Source organism: Rhizobium sp. Leaf262 (assembly GCF_001422245.1).
Taxonomy (GTDB): Bacteria; Pseudomonadota; Alphaproteobacteria; order Rhizobiales; family Rhizobiaceae; genus Agrobacterium.
The window spans coordinates 1-19,844 of record NZ_LMMM01000007.1 but is presented as its reverse complement, the minus strand read 5'-3'; the positions used below and the strand labels follow the sequence as shown (position 1 = coordinate 19,844).

Annotated in this window: 25 protein-coding genes; 12 read left to right on the top strand and 13 right to left on the bottom strand. The window is 57.3% G+C overall.

From position 1 onward, the window contains the following. Complete coding sequence (locus tag ASF29_RS08995) at positions 1 to 432, bottom strand: DUF2231 domain-containing protein (RefSeq protein ID WP_062450359.1); 432 nt, start codon at positions 430 to 432, stop codon at positions 1 to 3. A 517-nt stretch (positions 433 to 949) separates the two neighbouring features. Between ASF29_RS08995 and ASF29_RS08990 the strand changes: the two genes are divergently transcribed. Then, entirely contained in the window at positions 950 to 1,243 is a 294-nt protein-coding gene (locus ASF29_RS08990; protein WP_156462585.1) for a hypothetical protein, read from the top strand. A 51-nt stretch (positions 1,244 to 1,294) separates the two neighbouring features. Then, complete coding sequence (locus ASF29_RS08985) at positions 1,295 to 1,786, top strand: SMI1/KNR4 family protein (protein ID WP_062450357.1); 492 nt, start codon at positions 1,295 to 1,297, stop codon at positions 1,784 to 1,786. A gap of 107 nt (positions 1,787 to 1,893) precedes the next feature. On the opposite strand, the gene ASF29_RS08980 is transcribed toward ASF29_RS08985, so the two are convergent. The 4 genes from ASF29_RS08980 to ASF29_RS08965 all read right to left on the bottom strand — a co-directional run bounded on the left by ASF29_RS08980 (position 1,894) and on the right by ASF29_RS08965 (position 6,030). Beyond that, complete coding sequence (locus tag ASF29_RS08980; RefSeq protein ID WP_062450356.1) at positions 1,894 to 2,223, bottom strand: contact-dependent growth inhibition system immunity protein; 330 nt, start codon at positions 2,221 to 2,223, stop codon at positions 1,894 to 1,896. Between the two features lies 1 nt (position 2,224). Continuing rightward, positions 2,225 to 2,959 (bottom strand): hypothetical protein, encoded by a 735-nt coding sequence (locus ASF29_RS08975; protein WP_062450355.1) that lies wholly within the window; start codon positions 2,957 to 2,959, stop codon positions 2,225 to 2,227. Next, positions 2,956 to 3,660, bottom strand: a complete 705-nt coding sequence (locus ASF29_RS08970) for a hypothetical protein (RefSeq protein ID WP_062450354.1) — start codon at positions 3,658 to 3,660, stop codon at positions 2,956 to 2,958. The genes ASF29_RS08975 and ASF29_RS08970 overlap by 4 nt, the downstream gene beginning before the upstream one ends. 189 nt (positions 3,661 to 3,849) lie before the next feature. Beyond that, complete coding sequence (locus tag ASF29_RS08965; protein ID WP_062450564.1) at positions 3,850 to 6,030, bottom strand: transglycosylase domain-containing protein; 2,181 nt, start codon at positions 6,028 to 6,030, stop codon at positions 3,850 to 3,852. Positions 6,031 to 6,215: 185 nt separating this feature from the next. On the opposite strand from ASF29_RS08965, the gene ASF29_RS08960 reads away from it, so the two are divergent. Together ASF29_RS08960 and blaOXA are read left to right on the top strand one after the other, a co-directional pair. Then, positions 6,216 to 6,692 (top strand): YcgN family cysteine cluster protein, encoded by a 477-nt coding sequence (locus tag ASF29_RS08960; RefSeq protein WP_062450353.1) that lies wholly within the window; start codon positions 6,216 to 6,218, stop codon positions 6,690 to 6,692. 252 nt (positions 6,693 to 6,944) lie between these two features. Further along, positions 6,945 to 7,757, top strand: coding sequence for a class D beta-lactamase (blaOXA, locus tag ASF29_RS08955; protein WP_062450352.1), 813 nt, complete (start codon positions 6,945 to 6,947; stop codon positions 7,755 to 7,757). 15 nt (positions 7,758 to 7,772) lie between these two features. Here blaOXA and ASF29_RS08950 read toward each other — a convergent pair whose 3' ends face one another. Both ASF29_RS08950 and ASF29_RS08945 read right to left on the bottom strand, forming a co-directional pair. After that, the gene (locus ASF29_RS08950) at positions 7,773 to 8,108 is read right to left on the bottom strand and encodes a type II toxin-antitoxin system YafQ family toxin (protein WP_062450351.1); all 336 of its coding nucleotides are present in this window, start codon (positions 8,106 to 8,108) and stop codon (positions 7,773 to 7,775) included. Next, complete coding sequence (locus tag ASF29_RS08945; RefSeq protein WP_062450350.1) at positions 8,105 to 8,380, bottom strand: type II toxin-antitoxin system RelB/DinJ family antitoxin; 276 nt, start codon at positions 8,378 to 8,380, stop codon at positions 8,105 to 8,107. The genes ASF29_RS08950 and ASF29_RS08945 overlap by 4 nt, the downstream gene beginning before the upstream one ends. A gap of 346 nt (positions 8,381 to 8,726) precedes the next feature. Between ASF29_RS08945 and ASF29_RS08940 the strand changes: the two genes are divergently transcribed. Continuing rightward, positions 8,727 to 9,026 (top strand): hypothetical protein, encoded by a 300-nt coding sequence (locus tag ASF29_RS08940; protein WP_062450349.1) that lies wholly within the window; start codon positions 8,727 to 8,729, stop codon positions 9,024 to 9,026. Between the two features lie 82 nt (positions 9,027 to 9,108). Here ASF29_RS08940 and ASF29_RS08935 read toward each other — a convergent pair whose 3' ends face one another. Next, positions 9,109 to 9,861 carry a hypothetical protein gene (locus ASF29_RS08935; protein WP_156462584.1) on the bottom strand — a complete coding sequence of 251 codons (753 nt, stop codon included), beginning with the start codon at positions 9,859 to 9,861 and terminating at the stop codon, positions 9,109 to 9,111. A 143-nt stretch (positions 9,862 to 10,004) separates the two neighbouring features. Between ASF29_RS08935 and ASF29_RS08930 the strand changes: the two genes are divergently transcribed. The 5 genes from ASF29_RS08930 to ASF29_RS08910 all read left to right on the top strand — a co-directional run bounded on the left by ASF29_RS08930 (position 10,005) and on the right by ASF29_RS08910 (position 13,988). After that, positions 10,005 to 12,668, top strand: a complete 2,664-nt coding sequence (locus ASF29_RS08930) for a heavy metal translocating P-type ATPase (protein WP_062450347.1) — start codon at positions 10,005 to 10,007, stop codon at positions 12,666 to 12,668. Beyond that, positions 12,665 to 13,075, top strand: coding sequence for a Cu(I)-responsive transcriptional regulator (cueR, locus tag ASF29_RS08925; RefSeq protein WP_062450346.1), 411 nt, complete (start codon positions 12,665 to 12,667; stop codon positions 13,073 to 13,075). Before ASF29_RS08930 ends, cueR begins: the two co-directional genes overlap by 4 nt. A gap of 22 nt (positions 13,076 to 13,097) precedes the next feature. Then, entirely contained in the window at positions 13,098 to 13,298 is a 201-nt protein-coding gene (locus tag ASF29_RS08920; RefSeq protein ID WP_062450345.1) for a heavy-metal-associated domain-containing protein, read from the top strand. A 65-nt stretch (positions 13,299 to 13,363) separates the two neighbouring features. Further along, positions 13,364 to 13,633, top strand: a complete 270-nt coding sequence (locus ASF29_RS08915) for a type II toxin-antitoxin system ParD family antitoxin (RefSeq protein WP_062450344.1) — start codon at positions 13,364 to 13,366, stop codon at positions 13,631 to 13,633. Continuing rightward, on the top strand, positions 13,623 to 13,988 hold the full coding sequence (locus ASF29_RS08910; protein ID WP_062450343.1) for a type II toxin-antitoxin system RelE/ParE family toxin: 366 nt from the start codon (positions 13,623 to 13,625) through the stop codon (positions 13,986 to 13,988). Before ASF29_RS08915 ends, ASF29_RS08910 begins: the two co-directional genes overlap by 11 nt. A gap of 40 nt (positions 13,989 to 14,028) precedes the next feature. Here the strand turns inward: ASF29_RS08910 and ASF29_RS08905 are convergent, their stop codons facing one another. The 4 genes from ASF29_RS08905 to ASF29_RS08895 form a co-directional block, all read right to left on the bottom strand. Then, a complete protein-coding gene (locus ASF29_RS08905; protein WP_062450342.1) occupies positions 14,029 to 14,277 on the bottom strand; it encodes a hypothetical protein in 249 nt (82 codons plus the stop codon). Between the two features lie 47 nt (positions 14,278 to 14,324). Then, positions 14,325 to 14,495, bottom strand: a complete 171-nt coding sequence (locus ASF29_RS24675; RefSeq protein WP_200925529.1) for a hypothetical protein — start codon at positions 14,493 to 14,495, stop codon at positions 14,325 to 14,327. A gap of 66 nt (positions 14,496 to 14,561) precedes the next feature. After that, entirely contained in the window at positions 14,562 to 16,277 is a 1,716-nt protein-coding gene (locus tag ASF29_RS08900) for a GH32 C-terminal domain-containing protein (protein WP_062450341.1), read from the bottom strand. Positions 16,278 to 16,339: 62 nt separating this feature from the next. Continuing rightward, positions 16,340 to 16,615 (bottom strand): hypothetical protein, encoded by a 276-nt coding sequence (locus ASF29_RS08895; protein ID WP_062450340.1) that lies wholly within the window; start codon positions 16,613 to 16,615, stop codon positions 16,340 to 16,342. Between the two features lie 85 nt (positions 16,616 to 16,700). Here ASF29_RS08895 and ASF29_RS08890 point away from each other — a divergent pair, with 85 nt between their 5' ends. Further along, entirely contained in the window at positions 16,701 to 17,273 is a 573-nt protein-coding gene (locus ASF29_RS08890; protein ID WP_156462583.1) for a YcxB family protein, read from the top strand. 57 nt (positions 17,274 to 17,330) lie between these two features. Next, on the top strand, positions 17,331 to 18,815 hold the full coding sequence (locus tag ASF29_RS08885; protein ID WP_062450338.1) for a protein adenylyltransferase SelO: 1,485 nt from the start codon (positions 17,331 to 17,333) through the stop codon (positions 18,813 to 18,815). Between the two features lie 433 nt (positions 18,816 to 19,248). Here ASF29_RS08885 and ASF29_RS08880 read toward each other — a convergent pair. Then, positions 19,249 to 19,844 (bottom strand): transposase (locus ASF29_RS08880; protein WP_244473524.1); only part of this gene is annotated, 596 nt, incomplete at both ends.

Below are 19,844 nucleotides of genomic sequence, written 5' to 3'. Positions count from 1 at the left end.
TCATACTCTCCAGGCGAGACGTGCATATTTACGGGAAGATGCCGCAACCGCCATCAGTGCAACGACGAACGTAATAGCCGAAAGCAACAGCCCGTAAGGCACCACTGCCGTCCAGCCATCCCCGGCGTGGACAAGGCTGTTGACGAAAGCCAGCACCAGCATCACCAGAAACAGAATGATCGCAAAAAACGATGGTCTCATCGGCCGCGTACGCCTGCGCAGCAAATCCACCAGTCCTGCCAGAATGGCAACGCCGCCAAATACCAGTCCAGCAAACAGCAACCATGCGGAAAAATTCGACCACATCAGATTGGCCGTCTGCCAGAACGCGATGTCCGTGCCCAGCGCCAGCGAAAAGCAGACGAAGGGAAAAGGCACGAAATACAGTTGAAATGGATATGCAGAGGCTTCTGCACGCGACGCTTCACTCATGGTCCAAGCTCCAACCCGAAATCACCAAACCGCCCAAGTCTTTGTGGTGCCTGGAGGTTTTACATATGTGGAGCTAACGGTTCGACATGAGGATTGGTTGCAGAAGGGGCACCGACCGATCTGCCATTCAAAACGAAGAAAAGACCTTATCTCATCTCTGAGGCCGACAACATCAGTCCTCTCTTTCCTGAAACATCGATTTAAGAAGCCAGAAGACGGACAGCGTCAGCACAAAAAAGCCGATGGTGACGGCAGCCTGAGCGGCAGGGGATGGTCCTTGAGCCATGAAAACAGAAGCCCGGCTTGTGTCCGGCGGAAGCACGCCGAGGCCGACGACTGGCCCACTTCGGCCCCGCTTTTACGATCTTTGCAAGCATGTAGCCGAACGCTGTAGACAGTAGAAAGGCGGCAAAGACCTTTATGACCGTTTGCCAACAATGCATGAAAGCGTATCTGCTGCCACAATTAAAACACCCTTGAGTTGATCTTTTCCTTCGAGCTTGAGGAACATATAAAGATGCGGCTGACTATCTGTGTTGTTTTGCTTTTGATTTTGCCCGGTTTCTTGAATGCAGTGCCTGCTGCGCAAATGGCGGGTGATGGTAACTGGGGCGGGGCACTCGGCGTTCTCACCGGCCCAATGATCGTTTTTCTGTGCGCACATACGCTCATTTATTACGGCGTGGTTCTGGTCCGAAGCCCCGCAGGACTGAGATCGTTTTCGCAGACTAAATTGACTTATATATCCTTTGCACTCGCACTGATGAGTATCCTCGGCAGTCTTGGAGACCGAGCAAATCCACCTGTTTAGAACCGCGAAAGCCTGAGCTTTCAAGTCAGTCAATATGAGGAGAGAGAAGACATGACACTCGAGGAATTTGCTGCCACCATCGAAAACAGGGGCGGCGAGCGGGCGACGGAAGGTCAACTTCTGGCGTTCGAGAAAAAGCTGGGCAAGACCTTGCCAGCGGATTACCGCACCTTTCTGGGCATATCCGGAGGCGGCATGATTTTCGAGCCCCCTGTCGCCTATCTCGACGCACCGGGGCGTGATTTGCTGTTGCGCCACATGAATTCTCTGGCAGAAGTGGAAAAAAATTTCGCCAAGCCCAGCTCATATCCTCTGCCGGAAGGTTTGCTTGTCATCGGCAATGATGCAGGCGGCAATTCCATCATGCTCTGCGTTACACAGGACAGGTACGGGCAAATTTTCATGCTCGACCACGAAATGGTTGCCTATGAAGGTGACCCGGAACCTCTGGATGAAGCGGAAGAGAATGGTTTGATCACTCAATATTCTCAAAGCTTTAGTCAGTTCGTCAGCGATATGCGCATCGATGATGATGATGAGTGATGGCACCGCCTACTGGTAGAGACGACGACGCATGGCAGCGTTCTTGAAACACTTCTGGGCAACATACTCGCTACCGGCATGGGGTCAGCGCGTCACTCCTCCGCGTCTTAATCGCCCGTTTCAAAGCGCTGATAACTATCCGGGTCATCGAGGATCGTCTTTAGCATTTGGAAGAATTCCGGCACTGTTTGTCCGATGATGTCAGGTGTGAAGTCGAACCAGTATCGTCTGGAAAACTCTCCTTCGAGATCGTTATGGTAGCGTCCGAGGAAAGTCTCCATTTCATCAAGCAGCTGATGTTTTTTATCGGGTTCTGTGACACGTGAATAGCCAGCAAGCGCTTGGGGCACGGTGTCGAACTCGACGTCCATATCCTGATGCAGATAGTTTCCAATCAGGCTGAAAAGCGCAGGGAAATCGTCGGATACCGTGCTCATCTCAACGAACCTCCGAATTCACATCTTTCAGGCTGGACGCGTCCAACACCTTCCTAAACTCAAGATCGTGCCGCCCGACGAGGCGAACCTGGCTTGCCTCCTCGATGAGCCAAAGCGACTTATCGGAAAAAGATACGATTCTGTCGCAGGTCACCGTCTGGCCAGAGGTCAGTTCGACCGATCCTTTGCGACACAGGAATGTGTCATCACCGGACTTGAACATCAGCACGTTGCCGAAAAAACCGATTGCTACAGCGCTTGCCACGACAACGATGCTTGTAGGGACGCCAGCTTTTTGCGCCCATTGCAGAAGTATGCCGCCAACGATGCAGCACAGGATAATGGCGGCTATGGACAGCAATAACGTCATGCCTGCACCCCATAACAGAGGCATCAGGAAGATCGAGGTAGCGATCACTGCGACCAGATGTCGACGGTCCAACTGTCCGATCCAGTTGCGGAAGCTCCGAAAGTCGGAAAACTTGTGTACCTCGATGTTGACGAAGTATGCCATGGCGAAAAACAGTCCGAAACGGGTATCCGGCCAGGTGGAAAAAACCAGCCACATGGAGTGCCCATCACGCAAGAGTTCAGAAAGCCTTGGAAGATGCACGAGAAAGGCCAGTTGCGCGCCGAGCAACATGGCGCAGAGCAGCAGGATCATGACGACGACAAACATGAGAGCTGCGCCATATCTCGCTAGTCTCGTGGGTCGTTTGATGTCAGGCTCGCTCATGGGCTGTGTTCCGAAGTCCTGTCGACCTCTTCCAGGCCGAAGTCGCTCGTCTTGATGAGCCTTGGTTTCGCAGGTCCTTCCACGATGACGAACGGACCGCTGCCCAGCAGGACGATCTGGGTGCAAGGCACCATGTCACCTGAAAGAAGCCGAAGAGTATCGGATTTGCAATTGTAGACCGATTGCTGCTGATCCGTCAGGATAAGACCAACCATTATCCCGAAGAATAAGCCGGCTGCGATTCGTAAAGGAATGCGCGGTACGCCATTCCGTTCTGCCCGAATGTAAACGAGACGATGAAGAACGGTCGCTGCCGCGGTCAGACACATCTTTAAAAACGTGAAGGCGGAAACCATAAACAACAAGGGTGTCAAAAGTAATGCAATGCCCATGTAAGCATGGCGGACAGGTTTGCTGATAGCACGCAAGCGTTGCCGCGCTTCGTCAATGCCGGCAACGTTGTCTATGACCCAGGATGTGCCAGTGGCCACGGTCAGAATGAGAATCATAAAAAGAGAATTTGGATTCTGCGGGCCGTTTGCAAAAAACCGCCACAGCGCTTGGCTGTCTCCAATCACTGCTGGAAAGTGCGGCATGTGAAGAAGAAATCCGGCCCGCTCGCCAACAAGCCCGGCCAGAAGCGCAAGCACAAGACTGGCCACGTCGATAAAGCCCGATCTGATACGCGATTGCGACGCCATATTGCCTTTTGCTTATCACCCTGTGTCGGCATATTCGCTATCACAGGTAGATAATTTTTCAACCAGCATGGGGTCGCACAAGCGTGCTGCATCTCTGGCGATAGATGGGCAGATACTCACTCGTCGATCGAGATGGCGCTCATCCGGCAGAGGGCCATCCAACGAAAACACGCAATTCTGTGAAAAGCGCTACCGCTTCACCCCATCACTCCCCACATCGGCCACCTTCTGCACCGTCAGCGATGGCGCAGAGGCTTCCTTCAGCTTCTTGCCGATAGAGCGGATAACTCTTGTTGCTTCGGCGGAAAGAGAGCGTGGGCGGGTAAGGGCCGGTAGGGGATTGGCGTCGGCAGAGGCGATCTGGGCGCCGTGGGCCGCCGGTTGCGGGCGTGAGCCGGTTGGCAGCGGGTTGGGGATGCCGGGGATGGGGCGCAGCTCCATGCCCTGATGGGCATAGTCCATCAGTCGCTTGAACGTCATGGCGGGCAGGGCGCCGCCGGTCATGTTGTTCATGGAGGTGAAGTCGTCGTTGCCGAACCACACGGCAGTCGTGTAGTTGCCGGTAAAGCCGACATACCAGGCGTCGCGGTAAGACTGCGACGTGCCGGTCTTGCCGCCGGAGACGATGCCGTTGTCAAGTGCGCCGCGTCGTGCCGTTCCCTCCACGGGAATGGTCACCAGCATGCGGTTCATCTTGGAATTGGCTTCTTCCGACAGCACGCGATGCGCCGGCGGCTCGTCGCGGTCGAAGTCGTAGAGAACCTTGCCTTCGTAATCCAGCACCTGCTCGATGCCGTGACGGCGCGATTGCATGCCGCCTGCCGGGAACACGGCATAGCCGGTCGCCTGATCCAGCACCGTCAGTTCCGACGTGCCGAGTGGAATGGTCTTGTCGGTCCGCAGCGGTGTGGCAACGCCCATGGCTTTCGCCGTATCGGCGATGATCTGCGTGCCCAGAACATCCTTGGCAAGCCGCACCGGCACGGTGTTGTAGGATTTGGCAAGGGCTGTCTGCAACGTCACCTTGCCCGCATAGGAGCGGCCATAGTTCTGCGGAGACCAGCCGCGCCATGTCACGGGCGCATCTGAAATCAGCGTCTCCGGCTTGTAGCCCTTCTCCATGGCAGCGGAGTAGGTATACACCTTGAAGGATGAGCCCGGCTGGCGAAGAGCCGCCGTCGCGCGGTTGAACTGGCTTTCGCCATAGTCACGGCCACCGACCATGGCGCGAATGCCGCCGCCATTCTCGACCATCACCATCGCGCCCTGCTTGACCTTGTAACCGTCTCCGAACTCGCGAAGACTGCCCTCCATCGCCTGTTCGGCGGCCTGTTGAAGCCCGGTGTCGATGGTGGTGCGCACAACGACCGTATGGTCCTTGATCTTGCCGTCCTTGGCCAGCCGCTGCACTTCGTCAAAGGCCCAGTCGAGGAAATAATCCGGGGCTTTCACGTCTTCGCGGTCGATGACGGTGGCCGGATTGCGGCGTGCGCCGACGACCTGACCTTCGGTCATCAAGCCACCCTGCACGAGGTTGGAAAGAACCGTGTTGGCGCGGGCGCGGGCAGCGGGAAGGTTGACGTGCGGCGCGTATTTCGCCGGTGCCTTGAACAGACCGGCCAGAATGGCGGATTCCGCCAGCGTCACATCCGTCAGGTTTTTACCGAAATAGAACTGCGCCGCCGCCGCCGCACCGAATGTGCCGCCGCCCATATAGGCGCGGTCGAGATAAAGCGCGAGAATCTCTTTCTTCGACATGTTGGCTTCCAGCCAAAGCGCCAGAAAGGCTTCCTTGATCTTGCGTTCCAGCGAGCGTTCATTGGTCAGAAACAGGTTCTTGGCCAGCTGCTGCGTCAGCGTGGAGCCGCCCTGCACGACGCCGCCAGCGCGCGCATTCTCGCTCATGGCGCGGGCAAGGCCGATGAAATCGATGCCGAAATGGTCGAAGAAGCGACGGTCTTCGGTGGCCAGAACCGCTTTAATGAAATGATCCGGCATCTGGTCGATCGGTACGGAATCTTCGTGGATGATGCCGCGATGGCCGATGGTGTTGCCGTAACGATCCAGGAATGTGACGGCGAAATCACCGCGATAGCGCCAGTCCTTCTTGGTTTCCTCGAAGGCGGGCAGGGCCAGCGCCAGCATCAGCACGGTACCGGCTGTGCCGACGGTCAACGCGTCGTCGGTGATGTTGATGAGGAATTTCTTCCAGCCGCGCACGTGCAGTTTGCGCGAAGCGATGGTAACCTCTTCCCAGAAATCGAACACGCGCGACGCAGCCGTCCACAGGCCGGAATCGATCCATGAATCGATCCTCAGCAGAATATGGCGTTTACGGCGCGTTTGTTTCTTGTCTTTATCTTCCTGCACCTGCAACGAATTCCTGTTCGATTTTGGCAAGCGGATGCTTGACGCAGCAACCTTGCGCGGGTCATTCCTCACCACCACTCCGCCTGATTTTAGAATTATCCTAAAAGCTGGCCGATGGCGATATGACCAAACGGGCTAGTTCATGTTGCCGCCTGATGATGCAAAATGAAACGGAAATGTTAACGATGAGTGACGCGCCATTCTGGAAAACAAAGTCGCTGGCGCAAATGAGTAACAGCGAATGGGAAAGCCTGTGCGATGGCTGTGGCCTTTGCTGTCTCAACAAGCTGGAAGATTGGGATACGGGCGAGGTGGTGTTCACCTCCGTTTCCTGTCAGCTGCTGGACGGCGACAGCTGCGCCTGTTCGGATTACGCCGACCGTTTTGCCACCGTGCCTGACTGTATTCAGCTCAACCTGAAGCTTGTCAACGAAATCGGCTGGCTGCCGCCGACCTGCGCCTATGCGCTGGTGCGTGACGGCCACGATCTCTACTGGTGGCACCATCTCGTTTCCGGTGACCCGGAGACCGTGCATATTGCGGGCATTTCCGCACGTGGCCGCGTGGTCAACGAGAAGGACGTCGATGTCGACGACTTCGAAAACTATGTCGTGGACTGGCCTTTGACAGTGGGGGAGCAGCCGGAAGCGCAGCAGCGGTAAGCATCTGCTCCGTTTCTTTCGTGTACCCTCATTCCTGTGCTCGTCACAGGAATCCAGCTAGCCAAATCCTTGGGCTGAAAAGAGTCCTTCCGCCGCGCAGACGCGCGACGACTGGATTCCTGTCACAAGGACAGGAATGAGGAAGGAGAAATGTTTGTCCTATTCCTGCCGCATCAAACGTTTAATCCGCCCCTCTCTTTTCTTACGCCCGTTCCCGGCTATGATGCATGGCCGCAAAGTCAAGGATCATGCATGCGCAATCGTTTCGCGCTTCTGTTGCCAATCTGCCTTCTCGCAGTAGGGTCGCCCGTGCGTGCGCAATCGCTGCAGCCGTTCGAGTGCACCTTCGTGACATCTGTGGAAACCGGCGCTGTGATTACCCAGCAGGGCAGTTGCGACAAGCGCGTTTCTCCCGCCTCGACCTTCAAGGTGCCGCTGGCTCTGATTGGTTATGATTCCGGCATTCTGCTGGATGAGTTCAATCCCGTCTGGGAGTGGCAAACGGGAATGGAGGCCGCACCGCAGGAGCGCAAGAAGGTCGATCCGACAAGCTGGCAGAAAGAGGGCATTCGCTGGTATTCGCGCGAGATCACCAGCCGTCTGGGTCAGGAAAAATTTGCGGCTTACGTCAAGCGACTGGGTTTCGGCAATGCCGATGTGGCTGGCGAAGCGGGCAAGAACAACGGGCTGACCGACGCCTGGGTCGGCACGTCGCTGGCGATTTCGCCAGTGGAACAGATCGGCTTCATGCGCCGCCTGCTGGCCAACAATCTGCCCTTTTCCCGCGACGCGCAGAACAAGACCAAGGCCATCATTCCCGTGTATGACGGCGCCGAAGCCTGGAGCGCCCATGGCACGACAGGCACTGGCAATCTCATGGGCAGTGACGGCAAGCCCGACCCCAACCGCCCCTTCGGCTGGTTCGTCGGCTGGGCCGAACGCGAAGGCCAACACATCGTCTTCGTCCGCTTCCGCTTGGGCGACAAGCCCTCCGACAAGCCCATGGGACAGGTGGTGCGCGAAGAGTTCTTACGCGATATTCCGCGCTTTTCCGTGCATCGGTAAAGCTAGGTTCGGATACTATCTGAATAGTTCAGAGTGTGTTCCGGCGCGCGTGAACACCACCAGATTTGCCTGCTCTTCGGTGTGATAGATCAAGAGAAAATCACCGCCGATGTGGCATTCGCGATGATCGCGCCATTCGCCGGTCAACTCGTGATCACGCAAGTGAGCCGGTAAGGCTACATCATTTGCGATGAGGAGCAGCATGACCTCTTTTAGTTTCACCATATCGTACCGGCCCGAAGCGTTCAGCCGTTTCCAATCTTTCAGGAATTGCTTTGTGAACTCGCAGCTTCGCGGCAAGGTCGTCCGTTTGGATGCTGCTTTGCTCTCTTCGCCTTTGTGACCTTTCACTGTTTGCCGCCGTCCAGAGCGTCAAACATGTCTTCGGCCTTATTAAAACGAGCGCGTTTATGTGCAGCAATGGCGCGCGCCTCTTCCATCGCCGCCAGCGTTTCCGCATTCGGGCGAGTCAGTTCGATGGGGAGTGCCTTTTCCCGGGCAATTCGGGTCAGCATCATGCGCATGACATCGGAAACGGTCAGCCCAAGACTGTCGAGTACCGCCGTGGCATCATCTTTGACGGTCTGGTCGATACGCGCTCTGACATATGCGTTGGCAGTCATGGGCTTGCTCCTTCTAGCTTTTCAAATGTAGCTCAATTGAGCATCATTTTCAAGAAGAGACGCTGAGCGTTAAATATCGTCGTTTTCCCTCAACCTTCTCATCATGGGAAGCATTAAATCAGGTCTCGAAAGGGACATCCAATGAGACCGTCAAGACCATCATCCGGGCAGAGCCGGTTTCCGTGTTCGTGGGGATGACCCGTGCGTCCTGTATGCGGCGCGTTGAGGTGGCGGCGGGGAATTCGGTGACTTATTCATAAAATCGCAACCTCTCACCCATTTGGGCGATGTACCTTCACGCGACCGCTGCTAGTTAAGACACTATTAAGCGGTTGGGGCTGTTGGAATGTTTGAAGCATTTTTGGGTGCGGTATATTTTTTACACGCGGGCGTTTTTGCCATGTTCGTTATTGTCGAGCGCAACCGGAATGGTGGTGTATGGCGGCTGAAGCATGTGGTGCTGATGGTGGGGGCCGTCACCTGGCCCTTGCTGATTGCTGTGGCCTTGGCGGCGGCCTTTTTAAAGGCAGTCTCGGCGGCGTTTTCTGCTCTTGGTCTGATGGTGCATGGCGGCATTGGAGTCGAAAAGAAGGTTCCTTCGACACGAGCCTGTAACGACATGTCGTTTAAAAATTTTTCCCAATAATCGGGAAGAAACGATGCTTCATAAGTAAGATCGATGAGATGACGTCAAGGGAGCGTCTCTACGTCAAGCTTAGAGGGCGATCTTATTTGGTAGGCGTTTCTGTTTCAGACTTTTTGACGTAAACGCCGGAAAAACTCACACCCTGTCCACCGCAGCTGTCATTGTCTTCCACAACCATAAAATGGGTCAGCGAACGAAGACGGACACGACAACCGTCGAAGGATCCAGGTGTGCCACTGGCGGGCTCTGAACCATCGTAGTGGTTATCTTCATAACCGGCCAACATGCCTTCTGGCTGAAGAAACGCCGGTCCCATGATTGACCCGGTGTGATAGGAGGGCGGCCCGTTGCTGGCTTCCCCGTCAATCATCACGAAGCTGCTCTCTCCACCTGATATCGTAATGGTGGAATTTCCGGTCGTCCAGTCGCCCTGCATTTCGAGCGTATCGAACTTCGCGAAGACATTGGTTTCGAAGTCGAGGCAATTGGCCGGCAGAAAGCCCATCTTGCTGGTTCCCTTGGGCGAAACATAGAGAACACAGGACAACTCGTCCGTTCCAGAGGAAACGATCACCCTGTCGCCAGGAATAAGATAGGCATCCTCCCGGCATTTCGTCGCGTCACTTGCGCATTGTTTGTCTGTTGCGGGGTTCTTGACGAAATGGAGCTTGCCCGTTCCGTTGTCCAGCACCTGTGCAGTGTAAAGGCTCTTGGCCTGAACGACATCGTATTGACTGGAGCAGGGCAGGGACTGATCGCCGAACTGGATCCAGTTGGCATAGGCCTGGTTCATCATTGCCACTGTCAGAAGAAAAACCATAAGTGAAAATCGCATCGGCGTTTCCAATCTCGCGTTTTAAAAATGGCGGGCATCAATATCGTGAAACCGTTTTAGACGGCATGCCGAGAAATACAATCACATCCCTTGACCTTCCCATCATGGGAAGCATTACATGAGGTCTCGAAAGGGGAAATCCCATGAATGAGACAGTCAAGACCACCATCCCGGCAGAGCCGATTTCCGTGTCCGTGGAGGGCATGACCTGTGCGTCCTGCGTGCGGCGCGTTGAGGTGGCGGCGGGGAAGGTGCCGGGGGTGGCGGCGAGCTCGGTGAATTTTGCGACGAAGAAGCTGACGGTGGAACCGGCGGCAGGCTTTTCGGCAAAGACACTGGCCGCGGCGGTGAAGAAGATTGGTTATGAGGTTGCGCCCCAGACGATCACGCTTTCGGTGCTTGGCTTGAAGGGTGCGGAAGATGCCGCGCGGTTGAAGACCGTGCTGGAAGCCGCGCCGACCACTGTAAACGTGGAGGTGAATGCGCAGAACGGGACTGTGACCATCGAGAGCATGGGCGGTGCGCGTCAGCGTGAGGTGCTGGTGGAAACGGCGAGGCTCGCCGGATTTGCGCTGAAGGCTCCGGGTGCGGCGGCCCGCGACCACGCAGGGCATGAGCATAGCCACCATGCCGGTGACGAGGCGACGCTGAAGCGGGATGTCATTCTGGCGGCCATTTTCACCGCGCCGCTTTTCGTGCTGGAAATGGGCGGGCATCTTTACGCGCCCATGCACCATTGGCTGATGGGCGTTATCGAGACGCAGACGCTGTATTACGTCTATTTCGCGCTGGCGACGGTGGTAATTTTCGGGCCGGGCTGGCGGTTCCTGAAGAGCGGTTTTCCGGCCCTTGCGCATGGCGCACCGGAGATGAATTCGCTTGTCGCGCTGGGGGTGAGTGCGGCCTATCTCTATTCGCTGGTGACGACCTTTGCACCCGGTCTGCTGCCGGAGAATGCCCGGCATGTCTATTACGAGGCAGCGACCGTTATCGTGACGCTGATCCTGATCGGGCGGCTGCTGGAGGCCCGCGCCAGCGGCAAGACGGGCGATGCCATCCGCAAACTGGCGAGCCTTCAGGCCAAGACGGCGCGGGTGGAGCGGGGCGGGCAGACGCTGGATATTGCACCAGACGAGGTCGTGGTGGGCGACCTCATCATCATCCGCCCCGGCGAGCGCCTGGCTGTGGATGGCGAGGTGGTGGAGGGTGCGTCCTATATCGATGAATCGATGATCTCGGGCGAGCCGGTGCCGGTGGAAAAGACTGTGGGCGCGCGTGTGACCGGCGGCACGATCAATGGCAATGGCACGCTGACATTCCGCGCGACGAAGGTCGGCGCCGATACGATGCTGGCGCAGATCATCCGGTTGGTGGAGCAGGCGCAGGGCGCAAAACTGCCGATCCAGCTTCTGGTGGACCGGGTAACCGCGCTGTTCGTGCCTGTCGTGATTGGCGTTGCGGTGCTGACTTTCGTGGTCTGGGCGATCTTTGGGCCGCAGCCTGCCTTTACCTATGCACTGATCAATGCCGTCGCAGTCCTCATCATCGCATGCCCTTGCGCCATGGGGCTTGCGACGCCGACATCGATCATGGTCGGCACGGGCCGGGCTGCGGAACTGGGCGTGTTGTTTCGCAAGGGTGAGGCTTTGCAGGCCCTGCGGTCTGCCGGGATCGTGGTGGTGGACAAGACCGGGACAGTGACGAAGGGCAGGCCGGAGCTGACCGATCTGGTGGTGGCCGATGGGTTTGAGCGCCGGGAGGTTTTGAGGCTGGTTGCGGCGGTGGAGAGTCGGTCGGAGCATCCGATTGCGGAGGCGATTGTGCGGGCGGCGAGGGGGGAAGAACCCCTCCCCAACCCCTCCCCACAAGGGGGAGGGGCTAACCCGGCTGAACCGTTCGATGATGGAATGGTAAGCTCGCCACTTGGTCTCTCCCCCCTTGTGGGGGCAGAGGAGCGGTCTGCGCAGCAGAGCACTCGATCCAGTGAATCGATTGCAGCGACGAAGCCCGGCAGGGCAGAGGGGGTCTTCGCTCCCTCAATCACCAACTTCCAAAGCATTACCGGCTACGGCATTTCCGTCACTGTGGATGGCCTCAAAATAGACGTCGGCGCAGACCGCTTCATGTCCAAACTCGGCCTCTCCATCGCAACATTCGCGGATGCCGCACAAAAGCTGGGCAACGAAGGCAAAACACCGCTTTACGCCGCCATCGACGGCCAGCTGGCGGCGATCATCGCGGTGGCCGATCCGCTGAAATCATCCAGCATCCATGCCATCAAAGCCTTGAAATCCATGGGCATAGAGGTGGCGATGGTGACGGGGGATAATGCACGCACGGCCAAAGCCATCGCCAGCCAGGTGGGCATCGAAAAGGTCGTTGCCGAGGTCCTGCCGCAGGGCAAGGTCCAGGCAATTCATGATCTGCGCAACGGCGGTAAGACACTGGCTTTCGTGGGCGACGGGATCAATGACGCACCGGCGCTGGCTGAAGCCGATATCGGTATCGCCATCGGCACCGGCACGGATGTCGCCATTGAAAGCGCCGATGTGGTGCTGGTGGGTGGTGATCTGATGGGTGTGTTGCATGCTATCGAGATGAGCCGCGCCACCATGCGCAACATCCGCCAGAACCTGTTCTGGGCCTTCGGGTACAATGTCGCGCTCATTCCCGTCGCGGCAGGTGCGCTTTATCCGGGGTTCGGCATCATGCTGTCGCCCATGGTCGGGGCGGGGGCGATGGCGCTGTCCTCGGTCTTCGTGCTGGGCAATGCGTTGAGATTGAAAACAGCGAGGGTATCGACATGAATATCGGTCAGGCATCGGAGGCGTCGGGCGTATCGGCCAAGATGATCCGCTATTACGAGCAGATCGGCCTTATCACCCCTGCGGCGCGCACCGGCAATAATTATCGGACCTATGGCGAGCAGGATGTGCACAATCTGCGCTTCATCAAGCGCTCCCGCACGCTGGGTTTTTCTCTGGAGGAAACGGAAACGCTGCTGAAACTCTGGCAGGACAAAACCCGCGAAAGCTCCGCCGTCAAAGACATAGCACTCGCCCACATCAATGATCTCGAGCGCAAGATCGCGGAGATGAAAGCCATGGTCAAAACGCTCTCCCATCTCGCCCACTGCTGCGGCGGTGACCACCGACCGGACTGCCCCATTTTGGACGATCTGGCAGGCATCGACGCCTTAGTGATGCAGAAGTAATTGGAATAAAAAGGAAATCAACATGACAACCACCATCTTCACCGTACCCGACATGACTTGCGGCCACTGCAAGAAAACGATACGGGGCGCGCTTGCAGAGGCGCTTCCCGGCGCGGACATCGGCATCGACCTTTCTACGCACCGTGTGACGGTGACTGGCGATGCCGCGATGGCGGAGGAGGCGATGCGGGAGGTGGGGTATAGCCCGGAGCGGGTGGGGTGATGTTCTGGCAAAGGAGAAACGAATATGCTACTGAGTAGTAGTCGTTTTCCCAATGGAGAGTGGTTATGTCGGTTAAAGCGTCGGTTTCCATTTCAGATCAACAGGATAGCTTTGCACGCCAGCTTGTTGAGGATGGTAGGTTCTCCAGTCTCAGTGCTGTGGTTCAGCGCGGAATAGAACTTCTGCGTCAGGAGACCGAGTTACATGACGCTGAATTGGCGGCGCTCAAGGCACTGCTGGAGGAGCGCAGCAAAGGTCCGTTTATATCTCAGGAAGAAGGGGAAAAACGTACCGAGGCAATGATTGCAGCGAAAAAGGCTGCTTATGGCCTTTGAGATTATTCGCTCGGAGGATGTCGAGCGTGATCTAGAATTGCTCTTCGATCATCTCCTAGAGTCGTACTTAGCTTTTGGGGACGAGTTAGGAGATGCGTTTGAGCGGGCGAGCGCCAGGCTCAGGTCGATCGAAAAAGAGATTGAGCTTCTGGGGCGCGCACCGTTTCAAGGAACCTTATCGACTCATCTCTTACCCGGCTTGCGCAACGTGACGAAAAACAAAGCCATATTTTATTTCGAGGTTCTGAAGGATTGCCGGCAAGTCAAACTCCTTGCGGTTTTCTTTGGTGCTCAAGATCATCAACGGCATATGCTGAAGCGATTTTTGGCGCGCGGAGCAAATGAAAAAGGGTGATCCGAGATCACCCTTTAAAACCATCGGAATTTCTCGACGATCAAACCTCGTCGAACTTCCCACCCTCGCGGGATGGATTGCGATCCAGTACCTTTTCTTCGACATCATCTGGCAGAGCGTCGTCGCTTTCCTGATAGGGATCGTCGTCGGTTTCGGCTTCTTCGTCTCGCAGTTCCTGTTCGATCTGCTGGGAAAGTTCGCCGTCTTCTGGGAGGTCGTCTACTTCAAGGTCTACGATGTCCTGATCGAGGGCGTCTTCGTTTTCTGTGAGGGGCTTGCGCGGGTCCATGGTCGTGTTCCTGTCTTGTTTGGGGAAGGGGAGGATGCGCGCAGCTATTATGACTGCGTTGTCATGAACACGATCATTGCCAGATAGATGACGAAGGCCATGATGCCGACGCCAGCGATGACGAGGATGATGCCGCGGCCGGCGCGTTTTTTTTCGCCTTTGTTCTCATTGGCCTCGGATGGAAATAGAATGGGATCGGTTCCCTGAATCTTGGTCACGAAGCTCTCCTCTGGATAAGTTTCTTACCAAGACAACGATGCAGGGAGGCTAATGTTCCTGAGGGCTTACTGTTTTAGCGCCCAGATCGTGGCGTGGGCCACGGCCCCGTCGATGCTTTTCAGGTGGGCTGCGCGCACCGGCTCGAAGCTTTCAAGGCGCTTGGTGCCGACATAACGGCCATGGTCGGCAAAGACTTCGATGGAGCCATAATCGAGGAAAATACGCAGGCGGAAGGGGCGTGCACCCTCGGAAATATAGCGCGGCGAGGGGCCTTCGCGGCCGTCTTCATGGCGAATCCAGAGGCCTGTTTCATCACAGACCACACCAAGCTTCACACCGGGATGGTCCAGTTCCAACTCGAAAGGAAGGCCGGGCTTGGTGAGTTCGAACAGCAGTTCGACGGCGCCCGTCTGGAGCTCTACCCGCTCTCCCGCCGCCAGCCTTGTGCGGTCCAGAATGCGGTGGCGCAGGCTTTCTGCCGCACCGATGGGCGGCGTCAGCAGCGCGCCGTGGGAAAAATGCAGGCGGCGCGGAAGGGTCATGGCGGTGGGGAAGTCGATTTCCGGCGTCGCATCCGCCCAATTGGCTAGCCAGCCGATGCCGACGATAGTATCGCCATCCAGAAAGGCCTGAAACGCGTAATTATCCGTGCCGAAATCCAGTTCCTGGCCGAATTCCTTGACGAAAGTCTTGCCATCGAACCAGCCGACGTCGGCCATGGTCAGGTTCTTGCGACCGGTTGCGGCATCTTCCGAATGCATGAGGCCATAGGTCAGCACCCAGCGGGTGGAGCGGGCATTGGCCGGGCCATCCAGCGGCAGCAGGCAGGGGCATTCGATGGCCGTGGTCTTGTAGCGTGTTTCCACCCACAGTTTGCCGACATAGGTCCAGCCGGAGGCGGCTGTGGGGTCTTGCGTTTCATAAAGCAGAATAACGCCGCCGCCATCGCTCTGGCTGCCCAGCAGCATTTTCCAAAGGCCATCCGGCCCGCGCACCACATAAGGGTCGCGGAAGTCAGGCGTCAGGCCTTGGTTATCCGGACGGTGGCCTAGAATGACGTCGGCCTGACCGGCCATGATGAGATCTGACGATGTGGCGGTCAGCTGGATCTGCTGTTCCGGCACACGGTCCTGCACCTGCTCGGTAAAGAACACGCGGATGCCGGTGCCTTCCACCAGCGGAATTGTGGAGCCGGAATAGGCCCCGCCGCGCTTGTCCGGCCTTGTCGTCAGGTCTTCGGAGGGAAAGAGGAAGATCGGCAGGTGCCGCCAGCGCAGGTAATCCGAGGATACCGCATGGCCCCAATGCATGGTGTTCCAGCGCAGGCCGTGGGAATAATGCTGATAAAACAGATGCGGACGCCCCTCGAAACGGCCAAAGCCGTTGGGATCGTTCATCCAGCCGAAGGGTGGGCGAAAATGGTAGCTATCCGGCAGATCGGGGGCGGCATTATCCGGCTTGGTGTGGACGACTGTAATGCCGGTTTCCAGCACGTCAGACTGGACGAACCAGTAGATGACGGAGACGGCTGTGGTGACCGTATCATAGCTCAGCTCGACGCGACCGCCACCAAAGACCTGATAGATGCGGAAATTATATTCATCGACATTCGTGGAGGAGACCTCAGCGAACTTGCCGTTATGGTTGGAAAACGAAACAGCCCCCGGCTCATCGGCCTTCTTCGCCTTCAACCAGATATGGAATGTGGCGTTGACCGGAAGATCGGTTTGAATGGTGCGGATTGCGCTCTCGATCTCTACGGGCAAGGCGGTATCGTTCATTCCACTATCCTTTCGTCTCTATTGCGATCACAGGATAGGAACGAAAGTGGGCAGGTTAAAGTTCAAGCCTGCCGTATCCAGTCCGTAAGGAAGGATATGCATAGGGCGACAACAAGCAGCCCAAGAGAGGTTTTCACGGATATCTTCAGAAATAGCGGCGCCAGCAGAATATGAAACAAGGCGCTCACGGTCGCAAAAATCAAAACCATACCGATAAGAAAAAGTTGCCCCGATAGTGCTGGTTCGGCATTGGAATGTAATGTTGGTGCCACGATGAGAAAGCCAGCAGCAACCAGCGCCATGAGCCCCGCAAAAATCAGTGATTCACGACGATTCATCTTTCACCCATTCACAAATATCGCCCGCTCTGGTTTAACAGAAACCGCGGCGATATCCATGGCTGTGAAAAAGTAAGGGTGGGTGGTGCGAAAGTTTAGCTACGTGTTCGAGAGACGGGATTTCGTTGCGCTGACCAAGGCTATGGTGCGTCGGTCCGTTCTGGCCACCGTCCTCACGCTGTTCTTCGCGATCATTATTGCGACGCACATATTCATCTTTATGGCGTTGAAGGGCACGGAAAGTGTTCCACCTCACTATGTGAAGCTCTACGTGAACCTTCTGCCGCTCTGGTTTTTACCGCTCATATTTACTTTATTTGGCAGACAATTGGCGGGCTTGTTGGCAGCTTATGTCTTCAAGAAAAATGCGTCTGCCAACAAAGAGATTGTCATCGAATTGCTGGAGAGCGCCATTCTGGCGCGCTCCGAAGGCATTCGCAGTGAAGTGTCCTGGACGTCGATCGTGAAAGTTATCGAGACCGACCGGCATCTATTTCTCGCGCTGTCGAAACGTGAGGCGCTGACACTGCCGAAGCGCGCCTTTGCCTCTGATGCGGAGTTTGCCGAAGCACTGCATTTCGTTTCCTCTCATGTCAGCCCGCAGACGCCCATCGTAAAGCACATGCCCTTGCGAACAATAGACTTGAGAGCTGCCTGACTATCACCCAGTACGCTTCTTAGTCGTTGGCAAATCACGTCAGCCAGTCCCATATAGATGGAAACAGGGAGATTACCCGTGATCCATTTTGATAATTCCTATGCGCGTCTTCCGGAGCATTTTACCGCCGCTGCCTTGCCCACGCCGGTGGCGGCACCGGTGTTGATTGCGTTCAACAAGCCTTTGGCGGATGAGCTTGGGCTCGAGCTTGATGGCGTGGATGATGCGCGCTTGGCGGCGATCTTTTCCGGTAATGTCGTGCCGCAGGGGGCGGAGCCTTTGGCGATGGCCTATGCGGGGCATCAGTTCGGCAATTTCGTGCCGCAGCTGGGTGATGGGCGGGCGATTTTGCTGGGGGAAGTGGTTGATATCAATGGGAAACGTCGGGATATTCAGCTAAAGGGTTCCGGACCGACGAAGTTTTCGAGGCGTGGCGATGGGCGGGCGGCGCTGGGGCCGGTGCTGCGGGAATATATCGTGTCCGAGGCCATGCACGCGCTCGGCATTCCCGCCACACGCGCGCTGGCAGCGGTGGCGACGGGCGAGCGGGTGCAGCGCGAAACTGGTCTGCCCGGCGGCGTGGTGACGCGGGTGGCGGCGAGCCACATCCGGGTCGGGACGTTCCAGTATTTCGCGGCGCGTGAGGACCATGCGGCCATCAAGGTGCTGGCGGATTATGTGATCAACCGGCACTATCCTGACGTCAAACGGGCCGAGAAGCCCTATTTTGCCCTGCTGCAAGCCATTGCGGAGCGGCAGCGCGAACTGGTCTGCCGCTGGCTGATGGTGGGCTTCATCCATGGGGTGATGAACACGGACAATGTCGCGATCTCCGGCGAGACGATCGACTTCGGGCCTTGCGCCTTCATGGATGAATATAATCCTAACAAAGTGTTCTCCTCCATCGATGCGCAGGGTCGTTACGCCTATAACAGCCAGCCCGGCATTGCGCAGTGGAACATCGCACGGCTGGCGGAATGCCTGCTGCCGCTGCTGGATGACGATTCCGATACGGCGGTGGAGCTTGCCAATTCCGTGCTGGCGGAGTTCGCCAGCGACTTCCCCAAACGCTGGCTTTCCGGCATGCGGCAGAAGCTGGGGCTGAGCACGCAGGACGATGCCGATGAGCAATTGGTGCAGGATCTGCTGGGTTTGATGCAGCGAAACGAGGTGGATTTCACGCTGACATTTCGCAGGCTGTGCGATGCGGCGGATGGTAGCCCAGAGGCGTTTCGCGGCATGTTCACCGATATCGCCGGTGCGGACGAATGGCTGGCGCGCTGGCGGCAGCGGACCTGGCGCGAGAGCGAGACCGAGAGCGCCCGTGCGCAGGCCATGCGGGCGGTAAACCCGGCGGTCATTCCGCGCAACCACCGTATTGAGGAAGTGATTGTGGCTGCCGTGGAAGATGGTGATTTCGAGCCGTTTCATGCGATGGTTCGGGCGACCGCGCGACCGTTTGAAGAGGTGCCTGAGTTTGGGGTTTATATGCAGGCGCCGATGGGGCACGAGCGGGTGTTTCGGACGTTTTGTGGGACGTGAGGAGGAAGTTGGGCGGAGGCGGTGGGGCTTACCCCCCTCTGTCCTGCCGGACATCTCCCCCACAAGGAGGGAGATCGGCTGGGCGCACAGCCTCCACTCAGCCGCAGCGTTCGAGATGNAATATGCCTGGCCCAACGCATTGGGACGTGAGGAGGAAGTTGGGCGGAGGCGGTGGGGCTTACCCCCCTCTGTCCTGCCGGACATCTCCCCCACAAGGAGGGAGATCGGCTGGGCGCACAGCCTCCACTCAGCCGCAGCGTTCGAGATGGCCGCGAACTATCCACGAGCCAATCTCCCTCCTTGTGGGGGAGATGCCCGGCAGGGCAGAGCGACTGTCTTGGCAGTCAAGCGTTTTGCCATGGTTTATTCTCCCGAACGATGGCGTTGAGGATGGTGAGCAGCTTGCGCATGGTGGCCACGATGGCGACGATCNCTTGCCGGACGCCACGAGACGATCGCGGAATTCCTTCAGCAACGGGTTGTGGCGAGATGCGACCAGTGCTGCCATGAACAGCACGGCCCGCACCTTGGWGCGCCCGCCACCGATGAAGCTCTTGCCTTTCCACTTGCCCGATTGCCGTGTCCATGGCGCCAGTCCCGCAAGCGATGCGATCTGRCGTCKGTCCAGACTACCCAGTTCCGGCATTTCGGCCAGAAGCGTGCGTGCCGTGGCCCGTCCCACACCCGGCACCGAGGTCAGCAAGGCCTCGCGCACACGCCACAGGGGCGATTTGCGGATATGGTCATCCATGTCGGCATCGATGCTCTCCATCTCGCGGCGCAGTGCCGCCAACAACCGTTTGATGCTCTTGTGCGTGCTCTTGTCCAACGCCATCCGTAGCCGGTTTTCCTCCGCCACGATCATCTGAACGATCTGTCGCCTGCGGTCGACAAGGGCCGACAAGGCCTGGGTTTGCGCATCGCGCAGCGGGCGGATCTGCGGTTTCGTCGCCACGACGAAAGCGGCGATCAGGGCTGCATCGATCGTATCGGTCTTGGCACGCCGCCGATGGCACTGGCATAGGCCCG

Bases quoted from the DNA above. Each gene is read 5' to 3' on its own strand.
- ASF29_RS08970 (WP_062450354.1), bottom strand. From the start codon at position 3,660: ATGGCGTCGCAATCGCGTATCAGATCGGGCTTTATCGACGTGGCCAGT.
- ASF29_RS08920 (WP_062450345.1), top strand. From the start codon at position 13,098: ATGACAACCACCATCTTCACCGTACCCGACATGACTTGCGGCCACTGC.
- ASF29_RS08975 (WP_062450355.1), bottom strand. From the start codon at position 2,959: ATGAGCGAGCCTGACATCAAACGACCCACGAGACTAGCGAGATATGGC.
- ASF29_RS08940 (WP_062450349.1), top strand. From the start codon at position 8,727: ATGTTTGAAGCATTTTTGGGTGCGGTATATTTTTTACACGCGGGCGTT.
- ASF29_RS08885 (WP_062450338.1), top strand. From the start codon at position 17,331: ATGGAAACAGGGAGATTACCCGTGATCCATTTTGATAATTCCTATGCG.
- ASF29_RS08935 (WP_156462584.1), bottom strand. From the start codon at position 9,861: ATGCGATTTTCACTTATGGTTTTTCTTCTGACAGTGGCAATGATGAAC.
- ASF29_RS08960 (WP_062450353.1), top strand. From the start codon at position 6,216: ATGAGTGACGCGCCATTCTGGAAAACAAAGTCGCTGGCGCAAATGAGT.
- ASF29_RS08990 (WP_156462585.1), top strand. From the start codon at position 950: ATGCGGCTGACTATCTGTGTTGTTTTGCTTTTGATTTTGCCCGGTTTC.
- ASF29_RS08980 (WP_062450356.1), bottom strand. From the start codon at position 2,223: ATGAGCACGGTATCCGACGATTTCCCTGCGCTTTTCAGCCTGATTGGA.
- blaOXA (WP_062450352.1), top strand. From the start codon at position 6,945: ATGCGCAATCGTTTCGCGCTTCTGTTGCCAATCTGCCTTCTCGCAGTA.
- ASF29_RS08985 (WP_062450357.1), top strand. From the start codon at position 1,295: ATGACACTCGAGGAATTTGCTGCCACCATCGAAAACAGGGGCGGCGAG.
- ASF29_RS08995 (WP_062450359.1), bottom strand. From the start codon at position 432: ATGAGTGAAGCGTCGCGTGCAGAAGCCTCTGCATATCCATTTCAACTG.
- ASF29_RS08905 (WP_062450342.1), bottom strand. From the start codon at position 14,277: ATGGACCCGCGCAAGCCCCTCACAGAAAACGAAGACGCCCTCGATCAG.
- ASF29_RS08895 (WP_062450340.1), bottom strand. From the start codon at position 16,615: ATGAATCGTCGTGAATCACTGATTTTTGCGGGGCTCATGGCGCTGGTT.
- ASF29_RS08915 (WP_062450344.1), top strand. From the start codon at position 13,364: ATGTCGGTTAAAGCGTCGGTTTCCATTTCAGATCAACAGGATAGCTTT.
- ASF29_RS08930 (WP_062450347.1), top strand. From the start codon at position 10,005: ATGAATGAGACAGTCAAGACCACCATCCCGGCAGAGCCGATTTCCGTG.
- ASF29_RS08945 (WP_062450350.1), bottom strand. From the start codon at position 8,380: ATGACTGCCAACGCATATGTCAGAGCGCGTATCGACCAGACCGTCAAA.
- ASF29_RS08910 (WP_062450343.1), top strand. From the start codon at position 13,623: ATGGCCTTTGAGATTATTCGCTCGGAGGATGTCGAGCGTGATCTAGAA.
- ASF29_RS08900 (WP_062450341.1), bottom strand. From the start codon at position 16,277: ATGAACGATACCGCCTTGCCCGTAGAGATCGAGAGCGCAATCCGCACC.
- cueR (WP_062450346.1), top strand. From the start codon at position 12,665: ATGAATATCGGTCAGGCATCGGAGGCGTCGGGCGTATCGGCCAAGATG.